This is a genomic window from Pseudomonas sp. NBRC 111131 (assembly GCF_001320525.1).
GTDB lineage: Bacteria > Pseudomonadota > Gammaproteobacteria > Pseudomonadales > Pseudomonadaceae > Aquipseudomonas > Aquipseudomonas ceruminis.
Genome location: NZ_BCBH01000047.1, coordinates 1 through 20,975, shown reverse-complemented (window position 1 = coordinate 20,975; position 20,975 = coordinate 1). Strand labels below are relative to the sequence as shown.

Annotated in this window: 20 protein-coding genes; 12 read left to right on the top strand and 8 right to left on the bottom strand. The window is 63.8% G+C overall.

Going from position 1 to position 20,975, the window contains the following annotated elements:
• Window positions 1-78: 78 nt before the first annotated feature.
• Entirely contained in the window at window positions 79-2,979 is a 2,901-nt protein-coding gene (locus tag APH34_RS26185) for an aminotransferase (protein ID WP_054903572.1), read from the bottom strand.
• A gap of 191 nt (window positions 2,980-3,170) precedes the next feature.
• Between APH34_RS26185 and rfbC the strand changes: the two genes are divergently transcribed.
• Genes rfbC through APH34_RS26160 form a run of 5 tightly spaced genes read left to right on the top strand, consistent with a single transcriptional unit; the run spans window position 3,171 to window position 8,284 of the window.
• Window positions 3,171-3,716 (top strand): dTDP-4-dehydrorhamnose 3,5-epimerase, encoded by a 546-nt coding sequence (rfbC, locus tag APH34_RS26180; RefSeq protein WP_054903571.1) that lies wholly within the window; start codon window positions 3,171-3,173, stop codon window positions 3,714-3,716.
• Window positions 3,713-4,573, top strand: a complete 861-nt coding sequence (gene rfbD / locus APH34_RS26175) for a dTDP-4-dehydrorhamnose reductase (RefSeq protein ID WP_054903570.1) — start codon at window positions 3,713-3,715, stop codon at window positions 4,571-4,573. The genes rfbC and rfbD overlap by 4 nt, the downstream gene beginning before the upstream one ends.
• Window positions 4,574-4,611: 38 nt before the next feature.
• Window positions 4,612-6,426, top strand: a complete 1,815-nt coding sequence (locus tag APH34_RS26170; protein ID WP_054903569.1) for an ATP-binding protein — start codon at window positions 4,612-4,614, stop codon at window positions 6,424-6,426.
• A complete protein-coding gene (locus tag APH34_RS26165; RefSeq protein ID WP_054903568.1) occupies window positions 6,423-7,832 on the top strand; it encodes a sigma-54 dependent transcriptional regulator in 1,410 nt (469 codons plus the stop codon). The genes APH34_RS26170 and APH34_RS26165 overlap by 4 nt, the downstream gene beginning before the upstream one ends.
• On the top strand, window positions 7,829-8,284 hold the full coding sequence (locus APH34_RS26160) for a YiiD C-terminal domain-containing protein (RefSeq protein WP_054903567.1): 456 nt from the start codon (window positions 7,829-7,831) through the stop codon (window positions 8,282-8,284). The genes APH34_RS26165 and APH34_RS26160 overlap by 4 nt, the downstream gene beginning before the upstream one ends.
• A gap of 16 nt (window positions 8,285-8,300) precedes the next feature.
• Here APH34_RS26160 and cysQ read toward each other — a convergent pair whose 3' ends face one another.
• Window positions 8,301-9,128, bottom strand: a complete 828-nt coding sequence (cysQ, locus tag APH34_RS26155; RefSeq protein WP_054903566.1) for a 3'(2'),5'-bisphosphate nucleotidase CysQ — start codon at window positions 9,126-9,128, stop codon at window positions 8,301-8,303.
• On the bottom strand, window positions 9,125-9,691 hold the full coding sequence (gene nudE, locus APH34_RS26150; RefSeq protein WP_054903565.1) for an ADP compounds hydrolase NudE: 567 nt from the start codon (window positions 9,689-9,691) through the stop codon (window positions 9,125-9,127). The genes cysQ and nudE overlap by 4 nt, the downstream gene beginning before the upstream one ends.
• 64 nt (window positions 9,692-9,755) lie before the next feature.
• Between nudE and yrfG the strand changes: the two genes are divergently transcribed.
• Complete coding sequence (yrfG, locus tag APH34_RS26145) at window positions 9,756-10,418, top strand: GMP/IMP nucleotidase (protein WP_054903564.1); 663 nt, start codon at window positions 9,756-9,758, stop codon at window positions 10,416-10,418.
• A 53-nt stretch (window positions 10,419-10,471) separates the two neighbouring features.
• On the opposite strand, the gene lysM is transcribed toward yrfG, so the two are convergent.
• On the bottom strand, window positions 10,472-10,912 hold the full coding sequence (gene lysM / locus APH34_RS26140; RefSeq protein ID WP_054903563.1) for a peptidoglycan-binding protein LysM: 441 nt from the start codon (window positions 10,910-10,912) through the stop codon (window positions 10,472-10,474).
• A gap of 174 nt (window positions 10,913-11,086) precedes the next feature.
• On the opposite strand from lysM, the gene fdhD reads away from it, so the two are divergent.
• The 3 genes from fdhD to APH34_RS26125 all read left to right on the top strand — a co-directional run bounded on the left by fdhD (window position 11,087) and on the right by APH34_RS26125 (window position 14,985).
• Complete coding sequence (fdhD, locus tag APH34_RS26135; protein ID WP_054903562.1) at window positions 11,087-11,917, top strand: formate dehydrogenase accessory sulfurtransferase FdhD; 831 nt, start codon at window positions 11,087-11,089, stop codon at window positions 11,915-11,917.
• Window positions 11,918-11,922: 5 nt separating this feature from the next.
• Entirely contained in the window at window positions 11,923-14,268 is a 2,346-nt protein-coding gene (locus tag APH34_RS26130) for an FdhF/YdeP family oxidoreductase (protein ID WP_054903561.1), read from the top strand.
• Between the two features lie 237 nt (window positions 14,269-14,505).
• The gene (locus APH34_RS26125; protein ID WP_054903560.1) at window positions 14,506-14,985 is read left to right on the top strand and encodes a glycine zipper domain-containing protein; all 480 of its coding nucleotides are present in this window, start codon (window positions 14,506-14,508) and stop codon (window positions 14,983-14,985) included.
• A 54-nt stretch (window positions 14,986-15,039) separates the two neighbouring features.
• On the opposite strand, the gene APH34_RS26120 is transcribed toward APH34_RS26125, so the two are convergent.
• From APH34_RS26120 to hslO, 3 genes are all read right to left on the bottom strand, one after another.
• The gene (locus APH34_RS26120) at window positions 15,040-15,480 is read right to left on the bottom strand and encodes a thioesterase family protein (RefSeq protein ID WP_054903559.1); all 441 of its coding nucleotides are present in this window, start codon (window positions 15,478-15,480) and stop codon (window positions 15,040-15,042) included.
• Window positions 15,481-15,606: 126 nt separating this feature from the next.
• Window positions 15,607-17,148: a phosphoenolpyruvate carboxykinase gene (locus APH34_RS26115; RefSeq protein WP_054903558.1), complete on the bottom strand. Its 1,542-nt coding sequence runs from the start codon at window positions 17,146-17,148 to the stop codon at window positions 15,607-15,609.
• A 179-nt stretch (window positions 17,149-17,327) separates the two neighbouring features.
• Complete coding sequence (hslO, locus tag APH34_RS26110; protein WP_054903557.1) at window positions 17,328-18,227, bottom strand: Hsp33 family molecular chaperone HslO; 900 nt, start codon at window positions 18,225-18,227, stop codon at window positions 17,328-17,330.
• Window positions 18,228-18,347: 120 nt separating this feature from the next.
• Here hslO and APH34_RS26105 point away from each other — a divergent pair, with 120 nt between their 5' ends.
• On the top strand, window positions 18,348-19,142 hold the full coding sequence (locus tag APH34_RS26105) for a phosphatase PAP2 family protein (RefSeq protein ID WP_054903556.1): 795 nt from the start codon (window positions 18,348-18,350) through the stop codon (window positions 19,140-19,142).
• 27 nt (window positions 19,143-19,169) lie between these two features.
• On the opposite strand, the gene APH34_RS26100 is transcribed toward APH34_RS26105, so the two are convergent.
• A complete protein-coding gene (locus APH34_RS26100; protein ID WP_054903555.1) occupies window positions 19,170-19,571 on the bottom strand; it encodes an RNA-binding S4 domain-containing protein in 402 nt (133 codons plus the stop codon).
• Window positions 19,572-19,680: 109 nt separating this feature from the next.
• Here APH34_RS26100 and APH34_RS26095 point away from each other — a divergent pair, with 109 nt between their 5' ends.
• Complete coding sequence (locus tag APH34_RS26095; RefSeq protein ID WP_054903554.1) at window positions 19,681-20,163, top strand: ATP-dependent zinc protease; 483 nt, start codon at window positions 19,681-19,683, stop codon at window positions 20,161-20,163.
• On the top strand, window positions 20,160-20,975 hold an 816-nt coding region (gene rimK, locus APH34_RS26090; protein WP_054903553.1), incomplete at its 3' end, for a 30S ribosomal protein S6--L-glutamate ligase. The genes APH34_RS26095 and rimK, both read left to right, overlap by 4 nt.

Below are 20,975 nucleotides of genomic sequence, written 5' to 3'. Positions count from 1 at the left end.
AAAAGCGGAAAAATTCTGAATGCTTAGCAAAAATGCCGCTCAACCCGATATCAATCGGCCTGAGCGGCATTCCATAGCTTACAGGTCTTCGGACAGAATCCGGTCTACGCTGTCCACAAAATAGTCAACGCTGGCGCGTGTGGTGCACATTGGAGGCTTGATCTTGAGGATGTTCAAGTAGTCCCCGGTGGGCTGCATGAAGATCCCCAAGTCACGCAGGCGGTTGCACAACACTGTGGTTTCTTCAGTGGCGGGCTCCAGCGTCTGGCGGTCACGCACCAACTCCAGCCCAAGGTAGAAGCCCGAACCATGCGCTGCGCCAGCCAGTGGATGTTTATCGACCAACGCCTGCAGCCGCGCCTTGAAGTAACGCCCGGTTTCGCGGGTGTTCTGCCACAGCCCTTCCTTTTCCATCACATCCAGCACGGCCATGCCGATGCGGCAACTGACCGGGCTGCCACCGGCGGAGGAGAAGAAGTAGCCCTCCGTCTCCAGCGCCTCGGCAATCTCGCGCCGGGTGATCACGGCCCCCAACGGCTGGCCATTGCCCATGCCCTTGGCCATGGTGATGATGTCGGGCACAACGCCCTGCTCTTCGAAGCCCCAGAAGTACTCGCCCAGGCGGCCGTAACCCACCTGCACCTCGTCGGCGATACACACGCCGCCACGGGCACGTACCTTGGCATAGGCATCCTGCAGGTAGCCAGCCGGCAACGAGATACCGCCGGCATTGCCATATACCGGCTCACAGATCATGCCGGCCAGCTGGCGGCCGCGGGCATCGATGTCGACAAGTTTGGCATCCACGTCGCGCAGGTAATCGGCAGCACTGTCCTCCCCGCGAAAGCGACCGCGGAAGGTATTTGGCGCTTCGACCGGGTGTACCCAGTCTGGCCGGGTTTCCAGGGCCTGCGGGTTATCGGCGATCGAGGTGGAGATGGCATCGGTGGCCACCGACCAGCCATGGTAGGCCTCCAGTACGCTGAGCAAGTCGCGCCCGCCGCTATAGGCCCAGGCCAGGCGAATCGCCAGGTCGTTGGCTTCAGTGCCACTGTTGACCAGGAACACCCGATCGAAGCCGGCAGGTGCCAGCGCGAGCAGGCGCTCGGAGAATTCGGCGATGGCGGCGTAATGGAAGCGCGAGTTGGTATTGACCAGTGACCACTGGCGCGCCGACTCGGCAGCCATCCGCGGGTGGCCATGGCCGAGCACTGCGACGTTGTTGAGCATGTCCAGGTAGGACCGGCCCTGCATGTCGATCAGGTAGTTGCGCCAGCCGCGTTCGATGTGCGGCGGCTGTGCATAGTAGTGCTTCTGCGAGCGAGCGAAGCTGGCGTCGCGGCGGGCCAGCAACGCCTGTGGGTCTGCCAGGGGCTCGGCGTCACAGTCAAAGCCCAGCAGCCCTGCGGGAGACGGGCACAGGGCCAGCCAGGCTGGCGCGTGTGACGGGGTGGCGAAGAACGGCGGCTGGGTCGCACTGTCCAGGCACAGTTGCACGCTCAGCAAGCCACCGCTGCGGCCCAGCGCCTGGCCCTGCTCCAGGGCCTGCCCATCGGCCGGGGCATCTTCAAGGCCGCCCAACCACAAGGCCCAATGCGCCGTGCGCAAACAGCCGCGGCCCTCGCCGTGGCGTTGCCAGGTGCCGGCTTGTGGCGCCTGTACCACGCTGCCACTGGGCACCTGCAGTTCGACACCCAGTGCACAGGTCGCCGGTTCTTCAGGGCGGTCGATATGGGTTTGCGACAGGCGATACTGCCCATACAGGCTGCACGCAGGCACGGGCTGGGCTGCCAACAGGCGCTGGTCGAAGCCTGGCTGTTCCCAGTTGCCCGCCTCGCAGTGCGGGCTTAGCACACCCAGGTCGACCCTGGTGACCGCCTGCCCGGCCAGGCCCGGCAGCAACGGTGCGCAACCGGCCAGGTCCGGCGTGGCCGGGGTGAAGCCAGCGGCCTGCAGGATGGCCGCTTCCATCAGAGAGAACGGCACGGCGGTGGCCGTGTTGAAAATGTCCCACTCATGGCCGATGTTGTCGCGGGTGTACTGGTTGCCCGGGTCGACGGCCAGTTGCTGCTCGCTGCTCAGCACCAGCACCGCGGCACGGTTCAGCACCAGCGGCCAGAGGGCACGCAGTTCGGCTTCTTCCAATGGGTTGATAGCCTGGTAAGCCCGTACTGCCGGCAGGATGCGCAGCGGGTCACCTTGAGCGTGGTGCAACAAGGCGGCACAGGTGACCGACAGGTCGGCGACCCGCCAGGTATGCAACAGGTCACCGAAATCGATGACACCTTGCAGTTGCCACTGGCGCTCGCTGTCACGGGCCCAAACGGCATTGTCGTCGGTGATGTCCAGGTGTACGGCCTGGCTCGGCAGTTGCCCGGCAAGCGGTGCCAGGTGTGCGGCGGCCAGGCGCGTAGCCTGCTCGATACGCGCGCGTTGCTCCGGCGCCTGCAGCACGGGCAACAGGTGTTCGATCAAGGGTTGGGCATGCTGCGGGTCCCATTGCAGGGTGCGCACCAGGCCTGGGTGGTCAAAGCCGGCCAGGGCCTTGTCGACCCGCGCGCACAGCGCACCCAGTTCAGCCATCAGGCGCGGTTGCATGTGCTTCAGGCGCGTCAGCGGCTGGCCTTCGATGTAATCGAGCAGGCGCGCACGCAGCGGCTGCCCGTCCACCTCCAGCGCCAGCAGCGCCTGCCCGTCACGTGCCGGGCGCACCCCCGGCACCGGCACCCCTTGCCCGCGCAGGTAGGCCAGCGCCGCATGCTGCGCCTCGAGCTCCACCTGGGCATAACTGCCGTGACACACCTTGAGCACATAACGCCCCTGCCCCGTGTCCAGCCGGAAGTTCAGGTCCTGCTGGCTGCCCAACTCGGCCAGGCTGCCGGCAAGGTCGTAGTGCGCCTGCAGCAGGGCGTGCGCCTGGGCTTCGCTGAGCGACGGGCTGGGCAGACTGGAGCGCTGGATCAGGGTACTGAGGGGCATGAAGATGAAACCTCTTTTACTTTTCGCTTATCTCGCCACTGCCAAGGCCGATAAACAAGAGGCAAAGATGAAATGATGATCGTGCGTCCATGCGCAGACCCGTCGACAATCTAGGCTCCAAGGGGCCAAGGCGGCAAAACTGAAAATGACCGGTAAGGTCGAAATCTGAGCACACTGGTCAAAGAATCGACATGAATATACTCATCACCGATATACCTGACTTGCTGATCATCGAACCCAAGGTCTTTGGCGATAGCCGCGGCTTCTTCCTTGAAAGCTTCAATGCCCGCGAGTTCGCCAGCCAGACCGGCGTCGAGGCCCGTTTCGTCCAGGACAACCACTCAGGTTCGCAACGCGGGGTGCTGCGCGGGCTGCACTACCAGATCGACAACCCCCAGGGGAAACTGGTCCGCGTGACCCACGGTGAAGTGCTCGACGTTGCTGTGGACATCCGCCGCAGCTCGCCGACCTTCGGCCGCTGGGTGGCGACCCGGCTCGATGCCGTGGAGCACCGCCAGTTCTGGATTCCACCAGGGTTTGCCCATGGCTTTCTGGTGCTGAGTGAGTCGGCCGACTTCCTGTACAAGACCACCGAGTACTACAACCCTGCCGCCGAGCGCTGCATCCGCTGGGATGACCCGCAACTGGGCATCGACTGGGGCCTGGAGCAGCCGCCGCTGCTGTCAGCCAAGGACCAGGCCGGTGCGCTGCTGGGGCAGGCGGACCTGTTCCCATGAAGCTGCTCGTCTGCGGCCACAACGGCCAGGTCGCCCAGGCGCTGCAAACGCACTTGGCGGGGCTTGGCGAGCTGCACCTGTGGGGCCGCGAGCAGTTGAACATGGCCCACCCCGCGTCCCTGCGCGAACCGCTGCGCCGGCTCGCGCCCGACCTGATCATCAACGCCGCGGCCTACACCGCCGTGGACCAGGCTGAAAGCGAGCCGGATACGGCCTATGCCATCAACGCCGAAAGCCCCTGCGTGCTGGCTGAAGAAGCCCTGCGGCTCGGTGCCCCGCTGATCCACTACTCCACCGATTATGTTTTCGACGGTGAAAAGGCCACCCCCTACAACGAAAAAGACCAACCCCACCCGCTGGGGGTGTATGGGCGCAGCAAGCTGGCCGCAGAACGGGCCATTGCCGCAGTGGATGGCCAGTACCTGATCCTGCGTACCAGCTGGGTCTACTCGCTGCATGGCCGTAACTTCCTGCTGACCATGCAACGCCTGCTGCAGGAAAAACCCCAGCTGCGCGTCGTGGACGATCAAATTGGCGCGCCTACCTGGGCAGGCAGCATCGCCGCCAGCACCCGTGAACTGATCGAGCGTTGGCACGCCGGGCGCGCAGGCGCCTGGGGCACCTACCACCTGACGGCCCAAGGGGAAACCTCGTGGTTCGGTTTTGCCCAGGCCATCGCTGAACAGCTCAAGGCCCAAGGCCTGCACTGCGCCGAGCTGCTACCGATCCCGTCCAGCGAGTACCCCACACCCGCGCGCCGCCCGCTCAATTCGCGCCTGGACTGCTCACGCCTGGCCCGCGAATGGGACGTGCACCTGCCGCATTGGCAGCAGGCGCTGATCGACTGCCTCAAGTAGCGCATAATTGCGCCAGACTCCTCTGGCGCATTTACGCGATGATTGCAAAACCCACGCACCCACGCCGTCCCCGCTGGCGCAGCCTGGCCTTGTTGGCGCTGTGCCTGGCCCCCTTGCTGTGGCCGCTGCACCACCTTGCCGAACGCTATTACCAGGATGAACTGGCCTCGCAGAACCGCCAGACCCTGGACCTGTATGTCGCCAACTTGCTGGGCACCCTGCACCGCTATGAAACCCTGCCGCAGATCCTCGGCGACCTGCCGGCGCTGCGCGGGGTGCTGGCCGACCCGTTCAAGCTGGAAACGGTGACCAACGCCAACCGCCTGCTCAAGGACATCGTTCACCAGACCGGTGCCGAGGTGATGTACCTGATGGACGTCAGCGGCAACACCCTGGCCGCCTCCAACTGGGACAAGCACGACAGCTTCGTCGGCCGTAATTTCGCCTTCCGCCCCTACTTCAACGAGGCCATGGCCGGGCACCTGGGGCGCTTCTTCGGCCAGGGCACCACCTCGGCCAAACGCGGCTACTTCTTCGCCGCGGCCGTGCGCGACCGTGAACGTATCGTCGGCGTGCTGGTGGTCAAGGTCGACCTCGACCATACCGAAACCCTCTGGGGCCGCACCCCGGAGCAACTGCTGCTGACCGACCATAACGGCGTGGTGATCCTCACCTCTCGCCCAGACTGGCGCTTCCGTGCCACACGGGTGCTGACCGAGGCCGAACGCCAGGCGATCATCGCCATCCAGCCCTACCCGACCCAGGCGCCACAGCCGCTGGTGCTCAACCAGGATGCCTGGCTGACGCAGACCCGCGACATCAAGGAAACCGGCTGGCAGGTCAGCATCCTTGCCCCGCGCATGCTGGTCGACCGCTCGGTGCAGACGGTGATGGCCATTGGTGCGGGCGCGTTGCTGGTGTTGATGTTGCTGGCCGGCCTGGTGATGCAACGGCGCCGGCATTACATCGACCGCATCGACTTCGAAGCGCGGGGCCGCCAGGAGCTGGAAAACCGCGTGGTGGAGCGTACAGCCGACCTCGAAGGGCTCAATACCCGGCTGAAAAACGCGGTGCTGGAACGCGAGAACGCCCAGCAGGAGCTGGTCCGCGCCCAGGACGAACTGGTGCAGGCCGGCAAGCTGTCGGTGCTTGGCACCATGTCGGCGAGCATCAGCCATGAACTCAACCAGCCGTTGGCGGCCATCCGCAGCTACGCGGAAAACGCCGAGGTCCTGCTCGATCACCAGCGCACCGAGGAGGCCCGCGGCAACCTCAAGCTGATCGGCGAGCTGACCGGGCGCATGGCTTCGATCATCGCCCACCTGCGGGCCTTCGCCCGCCGCGATCGCCACGCCCCTGAAAGCGTGGCCTTGCAGCCGGCGCTGGACGATGCCCTGGCCCTGCTGGCCAAGCGGCGCCGGGCGATGGCCGTGGAGCTGATCCGCGACCTGCCAGATGCCACGCTGTGGGTACAGGCGGGTGAAACGCGCCTGCGCCAGGTGCTGGGCAACCTGCTGGCCAATGCCCTCGATGCCCTGACCGAAAAGGCCAACCCCCGTCGGCTCTGGCTGAGTGCCGAAAAGCGCGATGAGTACGTCTACCTGTTCATCCGCGACAACGGCCCAGGCTTCAGCCGCCAGGCCCTGGAGCACGCCAAGGAACCGTTCTTCACCACCAAGACCCGCACCCAGGGGCTGGGCCTGGGCCTGGCCATCTGCGAAAGCCTGATGCGCGCACTGGGCGGCGAACTGCTGTTGGCCAACCACCCGGAAGGCGGTGCCTTGCTTACCCTGCAGTTACGCATGGCAACGCCCGGCGCCAACCTGCAACCTTCGGAGGACCCCTCGGCATGACGACCGAGACACAAATCGATAGCCAGGCCCAGGTGCTGCTGGTCGACGACGACCCGCACCTGCGCCAGGCCCTGAGCCAGACCCTGGACCTGGCCGGGCTCAAGGTGGTCGCCCTGGCCGATGCCCAGGGCCTGGCCGAACGTATCGCGCCAGACTGGCCCGGCGTGGTCGTCAGCGACATCCGCATGCCGGGCATCGATGGCCTGCAACTGCTGGAACAGCTACATGGCCGCGACAGCGAACTGCCGGTGCTGCTGATTACCGGCCACGGCGATGTACCGTTGGCCGTGCAGGCCATGCGCGCCGGGGCCTACGACTTCCTGGAAAAACCCTTTGCCAGTGACGCCCTGCTCGACAGCGTGCGCCGCGCCCTGGCCCTGCGCCGACTGGTGCTGGACAACCGCAGCCTGCGCCTGGCCCTGAGCGACCGCCAGCAACTGGCCACCCGCCTGGTCGGCCATTCGTCCTCGATGCAGCGTTTGCGCGAGCAGATTGGCGCCCTGGCCGGCACCCGTGCCGATGTACTGATCCTCGGCGAAACCGGGGCGGGTAAAGAGGTGGTCGCACGCGCATTGCATGACCTGTCCAGCCGCCGCGAAGGCCCGTTTGTGGCGATCAATGCCGGTGCGCTGGCCGAGTCGGTGGTCGAAAGCGAACTGTTCGGCCATGAGCCCGGCGCCTTCACAGGCGCGCAGAAGCGCCGCATCGGCAAATTCGAGTTCGCCAATGGCGGCACGCTGTTCCTCGACGAAATCGAGAGCATGAGCCTGGATGTACAGGTGAAGCTGCTGCGCCTGCTGCAGGAGCGCGTGGTCGAGCGCCTGGGTGGCAACCAGCTGATCCCGCTGGATATCCGCATCATTGCCGCAACCAAGGAAGACCTGCGCCAGTCCGCCGACCAGGGCCGCTTCCGCGCCGACCTGTATTACCGGCTGAATGTGGCACCGCTGCGCATCCCGCCCCTGCGCGAGCGTGGTGACGACATTCTGGTGCTGTTCCAGCATTTTGCCGATACCGCCAGCCAGCGCCATGGTTTGCCGCCGCACAGCCTGCAACCTGCACAACGGGCCATGCTGCTGCGCCATGACTGGCCAGGCAACGTACGCGAGCTGCAGAACGCCGCCGAGCGTTTCGCCCTGGGCCTGGAGCTGGCCCTGGATGGCCAGCCAGCCGCTACGGCCGCACACGCCGCCCCGATACTGCTGGGCAACCTCAGTGAACAGGTTGAGCAGTTCGAACGCTCCCTGATCGCTGCCGAACTGGCCCAGCCGCACAGCTCCATGCGCAGCCTGGCAGAAGCCCTGGGCATCCCGCGTAAAACCCTGCACGACAAGCTGCGCAAGCACGGCCTGAGTTTTGAAGGCGGCAGCAGCGGCCCCGAAGACCATGAGGACACCCGCCCATGAGCAGCGATAGCCAGTACCTGCAAGGCGTACTGCACAGCGACATCCCCCTGACCCGTGAAATGGGCCTGGAAGTGCTCGATTGGCAAAGCCAGACCCTGCGCCTGCAACTGCCGCTGGCTGCCAACGTCAACCACAAGAGCACCATGTTCGGCGGCAGCCTGTATTGCGCGGCAGTACTGGTGGGTTGGGGCTGGCTGCACCTGCGCTTGCGCGAACTGGGCATCGATGACGGGCATATCGTCATCCACGAAGGCCAGATCAGCTACCCGCTGCCGGTCACCGGTGCAGCGGTGGCGCGCTGCGCCGCACCCGAAGAAAACACCTGGGCGCGTTTTTTAACGCTGTACCAGCGCCGTGGCCGTGCGCGGCTGACGCTGGAAACCACAGTGAGCAACCTCGGCAGCGACGCGCCCGCCGTCCGCTTCAGCGGGCAATTCGTGCTGCATCGCTAATGGGTGAGCGCCGCAGCTACAAGGCCGTCGCCAGCGTCAAGAGTGCCTGGCGCCAGCGCGCTGCAGCGGGCAGGGCCAGGAAGAACGGGTTGAGCAAAGACGCGCGGGGCGGGTAGCAGAACGGCTGCCCGTCCAGGCCGATCACCTCGCCAGCGGCACCTTCCAGCACGCCCTGGGCGGCAGCCGTGTCCCACTGTGAGGTGGGTGCCAGACGCGGGTAACAGTCGGCGCTGCCTTCAGCGAGCAGGCAGAATTTCAGCGAACTGCCGATATTGGCCAGCTCGAGCTCTCCCACTGCGCTGCTCAGGCCAGCCAACAAGGCTTCCTGTTGCGGGCTGGAGTGGCGGCGGCTAGCCACCACAGTGAAACGGCCGTCGGCAGGCGGCGCATTGCGTACCTGTATCGGCAAGGCATCACAACCGGCCTCGGCACGCCAGGCCCCCAGGCGCCGGCCACCGAAATAGCAGCGCCCGCTGGTCGGCATCGACACCACACCAAACACCACTTCGCCGTTTTCGATCAGTGCAATGTTGACGGTGAATTCTTCGCTGCCCGCGATGAACTCCTTGGTGCCGTCCAGGGGGTCGACCAGCCACCAGCGCTGCCAGCCCTGCCGCTCGGCCAGCGGGATATTGCAGTCTTCCTCGGACAGTACCGGGATGTGCGGCGCCAGCGCCTGCAGGCCGTCGGCGATGACCCGGTGCGCGGCCAGGTCGGCAGCGGTCACCGGCGAGTCATCGGCCTTGTTGGTCACCGCCACATCGGCGCGCCAGAACGGCAGGATGGCCTCACCCGCCAGGCCGGCAAGCTTCACCACTTCCAGCATCAGTTGTTGATCGTTCATGCGTCGAGCAGCCCACGCTGGATCAGCAGGTCACGCGCCAGGTACAGCGCCGCCAGCGCCCGGCCCTCGGTGAACTGCGGGTGCATGGCCAGCGCCGAGAGTTCGCGCAGGTTGACCTTGTCGACCCGCATCGGCTCCGGCTCGTCGCCTTCCAGGCGTTCCTCGTAGAGGTCGCTGGCCAGCACCACCTGGATTTTCTGGCTCATGTAGCCAGGCGAAAGCGACAACTCGGTCAGGTGCTCCAGCTGACGTGCGCCAAAGCCCGCCTCTTCCTTGAGCTCGCGGTCGGCTGCTGCCAGCACGTCTTCACCCGGCTCTATCAGGCCTTTGGGCAGCGACAGTTCGTACTCATCGGTACCGCCGCAGTATTCCTCGACCAGCACCGCGTGCTCGGCGTCGAGCATCGCCACGATCATGACCGCGCCATAGCCATTGCCACGGCCGACCAGGCGCTCGTAGGTGCGCTCGGTGCCATTGCTGAAGCGCAACTGCACGGCTTCGACGCGGAACAGGCGGCTGCTGGCGACAATCTCGCGACTGAGGACGGTGGGTTTCTGGCGCATGGGGCGGCTCCTTGGCGTGAACGGGTTACTATACCGTGGCTTGCCGACTGATCGAGAGTTTCCCATGCCTGTTCTTCCCTGGTCTGCCATCGATACCGTCCTGCTGGACATGGACGGCACCCTGCTCGACCTGCACTACGACAACCGCTTCTGGCTCGAACACCTGCCGCAACGCTATGCCGAGCTGCATGGGGTGAGCCGTGCCATGGCGCAAATGGAGCTGCAGCCGCTGTTCGAGCGCAATGCTGGCACACTCAACTGGTACTGCCTGGATTTCTGGAGCAGGGAGCTGAAGCTGCCCATCCGCGAGCTCAAGCGCGAGATCGCCGACCTGATTGCCCTGCGGCCTGATGCCGATACCTTTCTTGCCGCGATCCGCCAGGCTGGCAAGCGGGTGGTGATGATCACCAACGCCCACCGCGATTCACTGTCACTCAAGCTGGAGCGTGTAGAACTGGCGCCGTATTTCGAGCGGCTGATCAGCTCGCACGACTATGGCTATCCGAAGGAAAGCCCGCAGTTCTGGGATGCGTTGCAGGCGGATATCGGCTTTGTGCCTGAACGCAGCTTGTTCATCGACGACACGCTGGCGATCTTGCGCAGTGCACGGCGATTTGGCGTAGGGCATTTGCTGGCGGTGCGCCAGCCGGACAGCCAGGCGGCGCCGCGTGATACCCAAGAGTTTGAGGCGGTCGAGGATTACCGGGCGTTGCTGCAGGGGCTGTAAAGCCTCATCGCCGGCAGGCCGGCGATGAGGTAGGTACAGCTTATGAAGCGCTATTAATCCGGAATACGCAGCACCTGCCCCGGATAGATCTTGTCTGGGTGCGACAACAATGGCTTGTTGGCCTCGAAGATCTTGTTGTACTTGTTCGGGTCGCCATACACCCGCTTGGAAATGGCGCTGAGGGTATCGCCCTTCTCCACCGTCACGAACTTCGCCGCCTGGGCCACCGGCCCGGTCACGGTGATCTGGTCATCGACGCTGGCCACACCATTGATGTTGCCGGCCGCGAGGATGATCTTCTCCTTCTCCTCCTGACTGGCCACCTCGCCCTTGAGGATGATCTTGTCACCCTCTACAGTGGCGGTGATGTTGGGGTTGCCCAGGCCGACACTCTCCACGTGCTTCTTGAGCTGCTCCTCGGCATTGGCGTTGCCAGGGGTCAGCAGGTCGATCAACTTCTCGCCGGCTTCCTTCACGAAACTGAATAGGCTCATTGCGCTCTCCTTGTTGATAAAACCTTGGAGACAGCAGTGTAGGCCAGGATTTCCCCCCACGCCCCGCTGCTGCTCATCGACGTGGTCTATCAAGGCATAGACCCTAGCGATTAGACGTGCCCGGCCCACAGGCCTAGGCTGGTGCTATCAAAAAGCCGCTGGTAATCAGCCCCGATGAACAGCAAACCCCCGGTCTGCGCGGCCTCCACGCCCTTGGCACTGCCCGCTGCCAGCAACACCTACGGTTACGTCCAGCTCAGCGACGCCGAACCTGCCAGCACCCCGCTGGCCGAGGAAGTCGCCCTGGCCATCGTCTACAACGGCCTCAACCAAGCCGTGATGCTGGTCAGCCCCACCGACCTCGAAGACTTCGCCGTCGGCTTCAGCGTGGGCAGCGGCATTGTCGAAGGCACCGCTGAAATCTACGACCTCAAACTCTCCGGCAGCGGCTCAGCCCTGTACGCCGACCTGGAAATCTCCAGCCGCGCATTCTGGAACCTGAAAAACCAGCGCCGCCAGTTGGCCGGCACCAGCGGCTGTGGCTTGTGTGGGGTCGAAGCCCTGGAGCAGGCACTGCCAGAGCTGGCCGAGCTGCCTGGGGCGCCGCTGCCGCCAGCGCAGTGGCTGGCCGGCCTGCGTGAGCGCATCGATGCCTTCCAGCCCTTGGGCCAGCATTGCGGTGCTGTGCACGCGGCGCTGTTCATGAACGACCAGGGCGAACTGCTGCTCGGGCGCGAAGACATCGGCCGGCACAACGCGCTGGACAAGCTGATCGGAGCTCTGTTGCGCCAGGGCATCAGTACCGAAGGTGGCCTGGCCATCGTCACCAGCCGCTGCAGCCTGGAGCTGATCCAGAAAGTCCTGCGCGCTGGCATCCAGACCCTGGTCAGCCTCTCGGCCCCCACCGGCCTTGCCCTGCAATGGGCGCGCAAGCACAACCTCAACCTCATTCACTTGCCCAAACACAGTGCACCGCGGGTCTACAGCCCAGCGGCGGAGTCATAACAACCGTGACCTCGTACCAGAACCTTCCGGACAACGCCCCAGCCTCCTCCCCTCGCTACAAGCCCTACCACGGCCCCGCTGGCGGTTGGGGTGCGCTGCGCAGCGTGGCCAAGGCCTGGGTGGGTAGCGACAATGCGCTGAAGAACATCCGCGCCCTGCTCAAGACCAACCAGAACGGCGGCTTCGACTGCCCCGGCTGCGCCTGGGGCGACTCGCCCGAGAGCGGCATGGTCAAGTTCTGCGAGAACGGCGCCAAGGCGGTCAACTGGGAAGCCACCAAGCGCCGCGTCGACGCGGCGTTCTTCGCCCGCTACAGCGTGAGCGCACTGCGCGAACAGAGCGACTACTGGCTTGAATACCAGGGCCGCCTGACCGAGCCGATGGTCTATGACCCTGCCAGCGACCGCTACCGGCCAATTGCCTGGGATGCCGCGTTCGCCCTGATCGCCCGTCACCTGAACAACCTGTCGACCCCTGACCAGGCCGAGTTCTACACCTCGGGGCGGGCCAGCAACGAAGCGGCGTATCTCTACCAGCTGTTCGTGCGCGCCTATGGCACCAACAACTTTCCCGACTGTTCGAACATGTGCCACGAGGCCAGCGGTGTGGCCTTGGGGCAAAGCGTCGGGGTCGGCAAAGGCACCGTCACCTTCGACGATTTCGAGCACGCCGATGCGATCTTCGTCTGGGGCCAGAACCCTGGCACCAACCATCCACGCATGCTCGACCCGCTGCGCGATGCGGTGAAACGCGGGGCGCAGGTGGTGTGCGTCAACCCGCTCAAGGAGCGTGGGCTGGAGCGCTTCCAGCACCCACAGAACCCGCTGGAGATGCTGACCAACAGCGACCGGCCCACCAACACGGCGTTTTTCCGCCCGGCACTGGGCGGCGACATGGCGATGCTGCGGGGCATGGCCAAGTTCGTCCTGCAGTGGGAGCGCGAAGCCCAGGCCAAAGGTGAGCCTGCGGTCTTCGATCACACCTTCATCGCCGAGCATGGCCACGGCGTCGAGGAGTACCTGGCGGTGGTGGACGCCACCCCATGGGCGCACATTCAGGCGCAATCGGGCCTTACCCTGGCCGACATCGAGCTGGCCACGCGCATGTACTGCCGGGGCAAGCGAGTGATCATGTGCTGGGCGATGGGCATCACTCAGCACCGCCATTCGGTGCCGACCATCCAGGAAATCGTCAACCTGCAGATGCTGCGCGGCAACATCGGCGCTCCCGGCGCCGGCCTGTGTCCGGTGCGTGGCCACAGTAATGTGCAGGGTGACCGCACCATGGGCATCAACGAACGCCCGCCCGTGGCCCTGCTCGATGCCCTCGAAAAACGCTTCAACTTCCCAGTGCCGCGGCATAACGGCCACAACACCGTCGAGGCCATCCATGCCATGCTCGATGGCCGCGCCAGGGTGTTCATCGGGCTGGGCGGCAACTTCGCCCAGGCAACACCGGATACCCAACGTACCGCGCAGGCCCTGCGCAACTGCGACCTGACGGTACACATCAGCACCAAGCTCAACCGCAGCCATCTGATCCATGGCAAGCAGGCGCTGATACTGCCCTGCCTGGGCCGCACCGACATCGACCTGCAGGCCGAAGGGCCACAGGCGGTGACCGTGGAAGATTCGTTCAGCATGGTTCATGCCTCCAACGGCCAGTTGAAGCCGCTGTCGGCCCAGATGCGCTCGGAGCCCGCCGTCATTGCCGGCATTGCCGCCGCCACCCTGGGCAAGCAGCCGGTCGATTGGCATTGGCTGGTGGCCGACTACGACCGTATCCGCGACCTGATCGGCGACACCATCGCCGGCTTCGCTGACTTCAACCAGCGCCTGCGTCACCCAGGCGGCTTCTATCTGGGTAACAGCGCCGGCAGCCGTGAGTGGAAGACCGCCACAGGCCGCGCCAACTTCAAAGCCAACCTGCTGCCCGATACCCTGCTCGACGAGCGCGTGCGCGCCAGCGGGCAGTTGCCCGACCTGATCATGCAGTCGATGCGCTCGCACGATCAGTACAACACCACCATCTACGGCCTGGACGACCGCTATCGCGGCGTGCGTGGCCAGCGGGACGTGCTGTTCGCCAACGAGGCCGACATCATCCGCCTGGGCTTCCAGCCAGGGCAGAAAGTCGACATCGTGTCGCTGTGGGGCGATGAACATGTACGCCGTGTGCACGGGTTCACGTTGCTGGCCTTCGATATCCCAGCGGGGCAAGCGGCGGCGTACTATCCGGAAGTGAACCCGCTGATTCCGCTGGAGAGCATTGGCGAGGGCAGCCATACACCGACCTCGAAGTTCGTCGCCATCAAGCTGGAACGGGCCCGCGACGACGGGCGTATCGTTTAAACGCCACTGCGCCTGCAGAGGGTGTGGTCAACAACGGCCAAGAACAAAAAAAGCCCTGTCCGCAACGGATCAGGGCTTTGTCATAAATACCTCAGACACGCAAAAAACGATAAAGTTTCACAGTTAAAACAGCAACTTAGAGAATTGTGTACAACTCGTGCTACTCGTCGGATTTTCGTTGCCAGGCGCAGCGCCGAGCCTCAAATTCGCCCTCGTCATCCCTATGAGGCTCTCTTGATGAAGAAGTACTCCTCGATTCTGTTGTTGTCTTTCAGCTTGCTCAGCGGCGTTGCCATGGCAGGCGGCACCACCGAAGCCGGCATTGGCGGCGCATTGGGTGGGGTACTGGGCTCCGTTGTGGGCCAGTCCATCGGCGGTAGCACGGGCGGCGCGATTGGTGCCGGCCTGGGCGGTGCTGCCGGCAGTGCGGTAGGCGCCAACAAACACCAGCGTGGTGAGGCCGCCATCGGTGGCGCACTGGGTGCCGCAGGCGGCAACGTGGTCGGCCGCTCGATGGGCGGCACCACCGGTAGCTATATCGGCGCAGCCGCAGGCGGCGGTGCCGGTGGCGCGCTGGGTAACTACATGGGCAACAAAGCCGATGAAGACGAGCGCCACGACGATCGCCGCTACCGTCGCGGCTACGACGACCGCCGTCACTACGACCGTGGCCACCACTATGGCCACCGCAAGCACAAGCGCCACTGGCGCGACTGATACCGGCGGCTAACGCCTCGGTAGCAAAAGCCCCGCCCGCATGGCGGGGCTTTTTTATGCGTTGTGGCCCAGCTGCAGGCCGCCGAGGATGAGCTGCAGCGGCTCTGGCAACGGTACAGGCCGGCCATTTTCACGCTCGATGAACACTTGCACTACGGTGCCCGCTGCGCACGCATCCTCTTCCCCCGGCCGATACAGCGCCAGCCGGTACTCCACCGTACTGCCTGCCAGGCGCGTCACGCCCAGGCCCACCTCCAGCACATCCGGGAAGCCTGGCAGCGCGTAGAAATCCGCCGCGGAACTGACGACAAAGGCCGCCAACGGCCCCTCACGCAGGTCGAATTCGGCTTGCTCCACCAGAAAGGCCTGGATGGCAGTTTCGAAGAAGCCATGCACGGTGGCGCCGGCGATGTGGCCGTTGTGGTCGTTGTCCTGGGGGCGAGTGAGGATGGGGTGGAAGTGGGAGAAGGCACTGCGGTCGGGGGATTCGATCATCTGGCTAGCTCGTTTGGTCGCAATGAGTCCTGACAGTGAAACAGAATTTGCAGGTTTGTGGTGCCTGATCACAGGCACAAAAAAGCCGCCTCTACAGGCGGCTTTCTCGTTGCAACGGGCTTGAGCTTACAGCTGTGGGCCGGCCGCCTTGATGGCGTCGGACACGTCGAACTTCTTGAAGTTCTCGGTGAACAGCTGGGCCAGGCCCTTGGCCGCTTCGTCGTAGGCAGCTTTGTCAGCCCAGGTGTTGCGTGGGTTGAGCAGCTCGGTCTCGACGCCCGGAACGGCCTTCGGCACGTCCAGGTTGATGATGTCCAGGTGCTCGGTTTCGGCACCGACCAGAGCGCCGCTCTGGATTGCAGCGATCACGCCACGGGTGGTCGGGATGCTGAAGCGCTTGCCGACACCATAGCCACCACCGGTCCAACCGGTGTTGACCAGGTACACCTTGGAGCCGAACGCGTTGATACGCTTGATCAGCAGCTCGGCGTACTCGCCAGCCGGGCGTGGGAAGAACGGTGCACCGAAGCAGGTAGAGAAGGTCGACTTGATGCCGCCGCCCGAGCCCATTTCGGTGGAGCCGACCAGCGCGGTGTAACCCGACAGGAAGTGGTAGGCCGCCTGCTCGTTGTTCAGGATCGAAACCGGAGGCAGAACGCCGGTCAGGTCGCAGGTCAGGAAGATGACCGCGTTCGGCTCGCCACCCAGGTTCGCTTCGGAACGCTTTGCAACGTGCTCCAGCGGGTAGGCCGCACGGCTGTTCTGGGTCAGGCTGACATCGGCATAGTCAGCGTGCTGGTTGCCGTCGAGGACGACGTTTTCCAGTACTGCACCGTGCTTGATGGCTTTCCAGATGACCGGCTCGTTCTTCTCGGACAGGTCGATGCACTTGGCGTAGCAGCCGCCTTCCATGTTGAAGACAACGCCTTCGCCCCAGCCGTGCTCGTCGTCACCGATCAGGTAACGGCTTTCGTCAGCCGACAGCGTGGTCTTGCCGGTGCCCGACAGGCCGAAGAACAGGGTTACGTCACCCTCTTCGCCAATGTTGGCAGCGCAGTGCATCGGCAGCACGTCGGCAGCCGGCAGCAGGAAGTTCTGCACCGAGAACATGGCTTTCTTCATTTCGCCGGCGTAACGCATGCCAGCGATCAGCACCTTCTTCTGGGCGAAGTTGATGATCACGCAACCGTCGGAGTTGGTGCCGTCGCGCTCAGGCTCGCAAACGAAGTTGGCGACGTTGAGGATCTGCCACTGGTCACGACCAGCCGGGTTGAACTGCTCAGGGTTGATGAACAGGCAACGGCCGAACAGGTTCTGCCAGGCAGTCTGGGTGGTCATCTTGACCGGCAGGTAGTGCTCGGCAGCAGCGCCAACATGCACGTAGGAAACGAAGTGGTCCTGAGCGTTGTTGAACGCCTCGACGCGAGCCCACAGGGCGTCGAACTTGTCGGCCGGGAACTTGCGGTTGATCGGGCCCCAGGCGATGGCGTCCTGGGTGGAAGGTTCTTCGACGATGAAACGGTCAGCCGGCGAACGGCCAGTACGGTGCCCAGTCTCGACGACCAGTGCGCCGGTATCGGCTAGCACGCCTTCACCGCGTTGCAGCGCTTCTTTTACCAGCTCATCGACGCTCAGGTCGGTGTACACGGTGTTGTTGGCTTGCGTCATGAGATACCCCATCCGGCCCGAGGCCGAGTGCTCCAAACGTTTTGTAGTTGTCTGTAAAAAACTACTACAGCGAAAAAAGTGGCCGGATTATGCCAGAAACGCCCAAAAAAAGTAGGCCCCTCCTGTCAGAACCGCTCATTTGCGCAATTCGACAGGAGAATATCCTGTAGTTAAACGTTTCAGTGGCGAGTTTCTGACGCCGTGTCTGTGCCACCACCGGCAAACAGTTGCGCAACATCGCTGGCATCGAAGAAATAGCGCTCGTTGCAGAACTGGCAATCGATCTCGACCTTGCCGCCACACTCCTCCACCAGTTGCTTGGCATCGTGTTCGCCCAGGCTGACCAGGGCATTGCCAGAGCGCTCGCGCGAGCAGCTGCAATTGAAGCGCAGCGGCTGGATATCGAACAGGCGCACAGCGTCTTCGTGGTAGAGGCGGTGCAGCAGGGTTTCGTTGTCCTCGGCCCACTCCTCGGTCTTGAGGGTCTTGGCCAGGGCGATCACATGCTGCCAGCTGTCTTCGCGCTCTTCTTCGTCACGCTCGCGATCGACCGGCAGCTGTTGCAGCAACAGGCCGCGGGCCTTGCCAGCCGACGCGTTGAGCCAGAAGCGAGTGTTGGTCTGCTGGGACTGAACGAAGTAGTTGGTGAAGCACTCCGACAGGTTGGCGCCGTCGAGTTCGACAGTGCCTTGATAACGCTGGCCCTTGACGGGGTCGAGGGTCAGGGTGAGGTGGCCGTCGGGCATCAGCTGCGCCAGGGTAGCGTCGGCGGGGATCTGATCCTCTTCGTAACGGGCCATGCCACGGATGTCGCGCTCGCTGGAGCACTCCACCATCAACAGGGGGATCGGGCCTTGCGAACGCGCCTGCAGGATCAGCAGGCCGTCGAACTTCATGGCGCCAACCAGCAAGGCCGTGGCCGCCATCAGTTCGCCGAGCAGAGCGGCGACGGGCTGTGGGTACGGGTGACGGGCCAACACCGCAGCGTAGCTGTCATCGAGTGCCACCCACTCGCCGCGCACATCGCGGTCGTCGAAGATGAAACGTTGGGTGAAATCGGTATCTGGCAAATCGCTCATAGGTTTTGGCTATCTGAAAAATGATGACAAAATGGTTACATAGGGTTTCGGAAATGTTCGGAAACCCTTGGTAGAGTGCTAAAAACGCGCTCCAATTCCTGTTTGCAATAGAGGTATTTTATGGACAATCGGCCACTGTTCCAAGCAAGGTGGTCCTGGGGGCCTTTGGCAGCCTGTACGCTGCTCCCCATTGCTCTACTGTGTTTCTGGTTATGGCCTTTTGGCCAGATCCTGTGCCTGACTTTCGACGAGTGGCTGTTCCACAGCCTCAATGCGCCCCTGGCCGACAACACCGCCTGGCGCTACATCTGGACCGTCGGCAGCCTACGCCCCTTCGATATCGTCGTCGGGCTGATCCTTCTCGCCGCGCTGATCCGTGGCAACTGGGTGTTCAAGGCGAGCCAGGTGCGTGAAGCCTTTTTTGGCTTTCTTGTCACCCTGCTCCTCTTAGTGGTGATTCGCGCGCTGTTTTCCAAGTGGGTGGATGCCGCCGGGTGGCAACATGTCAGCCCGTCGATGATTTTCGACAGCGCGGTACACCTCAGTGACTACTACCCGAACCTGGAAAAGGCCTGGGAACTGAAGGACCGCTCGAGCAAGAGCTTCCCCGGTGACCATGCGTCGGTGCTGTTGATCTGGGCACTGTTCATGAGCGTGTTCAGCCGTCGCCTGGGCCAGTACCTGGTGATCTGGGGGCTGGCGGTCCTGTTCATGCTGCCGCGGCTGGTCGCTGGCGCCCACTGGGGCCAGGACGACTACATCGGTGGCTTGCTGATGGCGATACTGGCGTTGGGCTGGAGCTACTACACGCCGCTGGCGGCCAAGGGTAGCGCGCTGCTGCTGCGCTGGACGGCCCCGCTGTTCGCGATCGCGGCCAAGATACCGTTGGTCGGGCGCTTGGCGGTGATCCGCTAAGGCGCCGGGGCCGCCCAGCGGCCCCAATCACTCGTAACTGCCGTGCAACTGGTAAATCTGCCGCCGCTGCTTCTTGTTCGGACGGCCATCGGTCGTTACACCGGTTGCCCCCGCCTTGCGCATCGCTGCAGCCTGCTCACGGCGCCGTACACTCTCCTCGGTTTCTTCGTACAGCGTCTGCGCTTCAGGCGCGCCCCGGCGCACCACCGACAGCGCCTTGACCACCACCGTGCGTTCATCGAACCCCATACGCAACACAAACTCATCGCCTACCCGCGGTTCCTTGCCCGGCTTGCAGCGCTCGCCACGGCAATGCACCTTGCCACTTTCGATCGCCGCCTTGGCCAGGGCACGAGTCTTGTAGAAGCGCGCTGCCCATAACCATTTGTCCAGGCGGACCTTGTCGTCTTCTTCCGGTTTTTGTGCCATCCCGCTACCTCGAATTCTGTCTTTCATCGAACTGTACTACCGTAACTGACGGATGCAAAAAGTCCCCGCCGTGCTTACAGTTCACCACCTTATCCGCAGGGTGCGCTTCGTGAAGACATTTGACCATCTGACTGTGATCGGCCTGCGCGAGTGGGTCGCGCTGCCCGACCTTGGCGTGGCCGGCCTGCGCGCCAAGATCGACACCGGTGCCAGCACCTCCAGCCTGCATGCCACCGAGGTGGAGCCGTTCGAACGCAACGGCCAACCCTGGGTGCGTTTCACCGCCCATCTGGGGTCGCTGGTGCAGTTGCGTCACCGCCGCTGTGAAGCACCACTGGTTACCATGAAGACCATCAAGAGCTCCAACGGCCATGCGCAAACCCGTTATGTGATTCGTACACCGCTGGCGCTGGGCGATCGCGTCTGGGAGGTCGAGTTCACGCTGGCCTGCCGCAAGAGCATGCGCTACCGCCTGCTGCTCGGCTCGAAGGCGCTTATCCACGGCCAGTTGGTGGTCAACCCGGGGCTCAAGTACGTGCAAGACAAACCGGCCTTCCCGGCCACCCTTTCTCCTGTCACAGGTGCTGCATGAAGATCGCTGTGCTGTCGCGCAACCCGCGTCTGTATTCCACCCGCCGCCTGGTCGAAGCCGGTACCCAACGTGGCCACGAAATGGTGGTGATCGACACCCTGCGGGCCTATATGAATATCGCCAGCCACAAACCGCAGATCCACTACCGTGGCAAGCCGCTGGAAGGCTTCGATGCGGTGATTCCGCGCATTGGCGCCTCGGTCACCTTCTATGGCTGCGCGGTGCTGCGCCAATTCGAGATGATGGGCGTGTACCCGCTCAACGAGTCGGTGGCCATCGCCCGCTCGCGTGACAAGCTGCGCTCACTGCAATTGCTGTCCCGGCGCGGCATCGGCCTGCCGATCACGGGGTTCGCCCACTCGCCGGACGACATCCCCGACCTGATCCAAATGGTCAATGGCGCGCCGCTGGTGATCAAGGTCCTTGAAGGCACACAGGGCATCGGCGTGGTGCTATGCGAGACAACCCAGGCGGCCGAATCAGTGATCGAAGCGTTCATGGGCCTGAAGCAGAACATCATGGTGCAGGAGTACATCAAAGAGGCGGGCGGTGCCGACATTCGCTGCTTCGTGGTGGGGGACAAGGTGATCGCTTCGATGAAGCGTCAGGCCAAACCAGGCGAGTTCCGTTCCAACCTGCATCGCGGTGGTGTCGCCAGCCTGATCAAGATCACCCCTGAAGAGCGGATCACGGCCATTCGGGCGGCCAAGGTGATGGGCTTGAGCGTGGCCGGTGTGGATATCCTGCGCTCCAACCACGGGCCGTTGGTGATGGAGGTCAACTCTTCACCGGGCCTGGAAGGTATCGAAGTC

What these genes read in the sequence shown, in the direction of transcription:
- APH34_RS26185 (WP_054903572.1), bottom strand. Translation starts at nt 2,979, where the DNA reads ATGCCCCTCAGTACCCTGATCCAGCGCTCCAGTCTGCCCAGCCCGTCG.
- rfbC (WP_054903571.1), top strand. Translation starts at nt 3,171, where the DNA reads ATGAATATACTCATCACCGATATACCTGACTTGCTGATCATCGAACCC.
- rfbD (WP_054903570.1), top strand. Translation starts at nt 3,713, where the DNA reads ATGAAGCTGCTCGTCTGCGGCCACAACGGCCAGGTCGCCCAGGCGCTG.
- APH34_RS26170 (WP_054903569.1), top strand. Translation starts at nt 4,612, where the DNA reads ATGATTGCAAAACCCACGCACCCACGCCGTCCCCGCTGGCGCAGCCTG.
- APH34_RS26165 (WP_054903568.1), top strand. Translation starts at nt 6,423, where the DNA reads ATGACGACCGAGACACAAATCGATAGCCAGGCCCAGGTGCTGCTGGTC.
- APH34_RS26160 (WP_054903567.1), top strand. Translation starts at nt 7,829, where the DNA reads ATGAGCAGCGATAGCCAGTACCTGCAAGGCGTACTGCACAGCGACATC.
- cysQ (WP_054903566.1), bottom strand. Translation starts at nt 9,128, where the DNA reads ATGAACGATCAACAACTGATGCTGGAAGTGGTGAAGCTTGCCGGCCTG.
- nudE (WP_054903565.1), bottom strand. Translation starts at nt 9,691, where the DNA reads ATGCGCCAGAAACCCACCGTCCTCAGTCGCGAGATTGTCGCCAGCAGC.
- yrfG (WP_054903564.1), top strand. Translation starts at nt 9,756, where the DNA reads ATGCCTGTTCTTCCCTGGTCTGCCATCGATACCGTCCTGCTGGACATG.
- lysM (WP_054903563.1), bottom strand. Translation starts at nt 10,912, where the DNA reads ATGAGCCTATTCAGTTTCGTGAAGGAAGCCGGCGAGAAGTTGATCGAC.
- fdhD (WP_054903562.1), top strand. Translation starts at nt 11,087, where the DNA reads ATGAACAGCAAACCCCCGGTCTGCGCGGCCTCCACGCCCTTGGCACTG.
- APH34_RS26125 (WP_054903560.1), top strand. Translation starts at nt 14,506, where the DNA reads ATGAAGAAGTACTCCTCGATTCTGTTGTTGTCTTTCAGCTTGCTCAGC.
- APH34_RS26120 (WP_054903559.1), bottom strand. Translation starts at nt 15,480, where the DNA reads ATGATCGAATCCCCCGACCGCAGTGCCTTCTCCCACTTCCACCCCATC.
- APH34_RS26115 (WP_054903558.1), bottom strand. Translation starts at nt 17,148, where the DNA reads ATGACGCAAGCCAACAACACCGTGTACACCGACCTGAGCGTCGATGAG.
- hslO (WP_054903557.1), bottom strand. Translation starts at nt 18,227, where the DNA reads ATGAGCGATTTGCCAGATACCGATTTCACCCAACGTTTCATCTTCGAC.
- APH34_RS26105 (WP_054903556.1), top strand. Translation starts at nt 18,348, where the DNA reads ATGGACAATCGGCCACTGTTCCAAGCAAGGTGGTCCTGGGGGCCTTTG.
- APH34_RS26100 (WP_054903555.1), bottom strand. Translation starts at nt 19,571, where the DNA reads ATGGCACAAAAACCGGAAGAAGACGACAAGGTCCGCCTGGACAAATGG.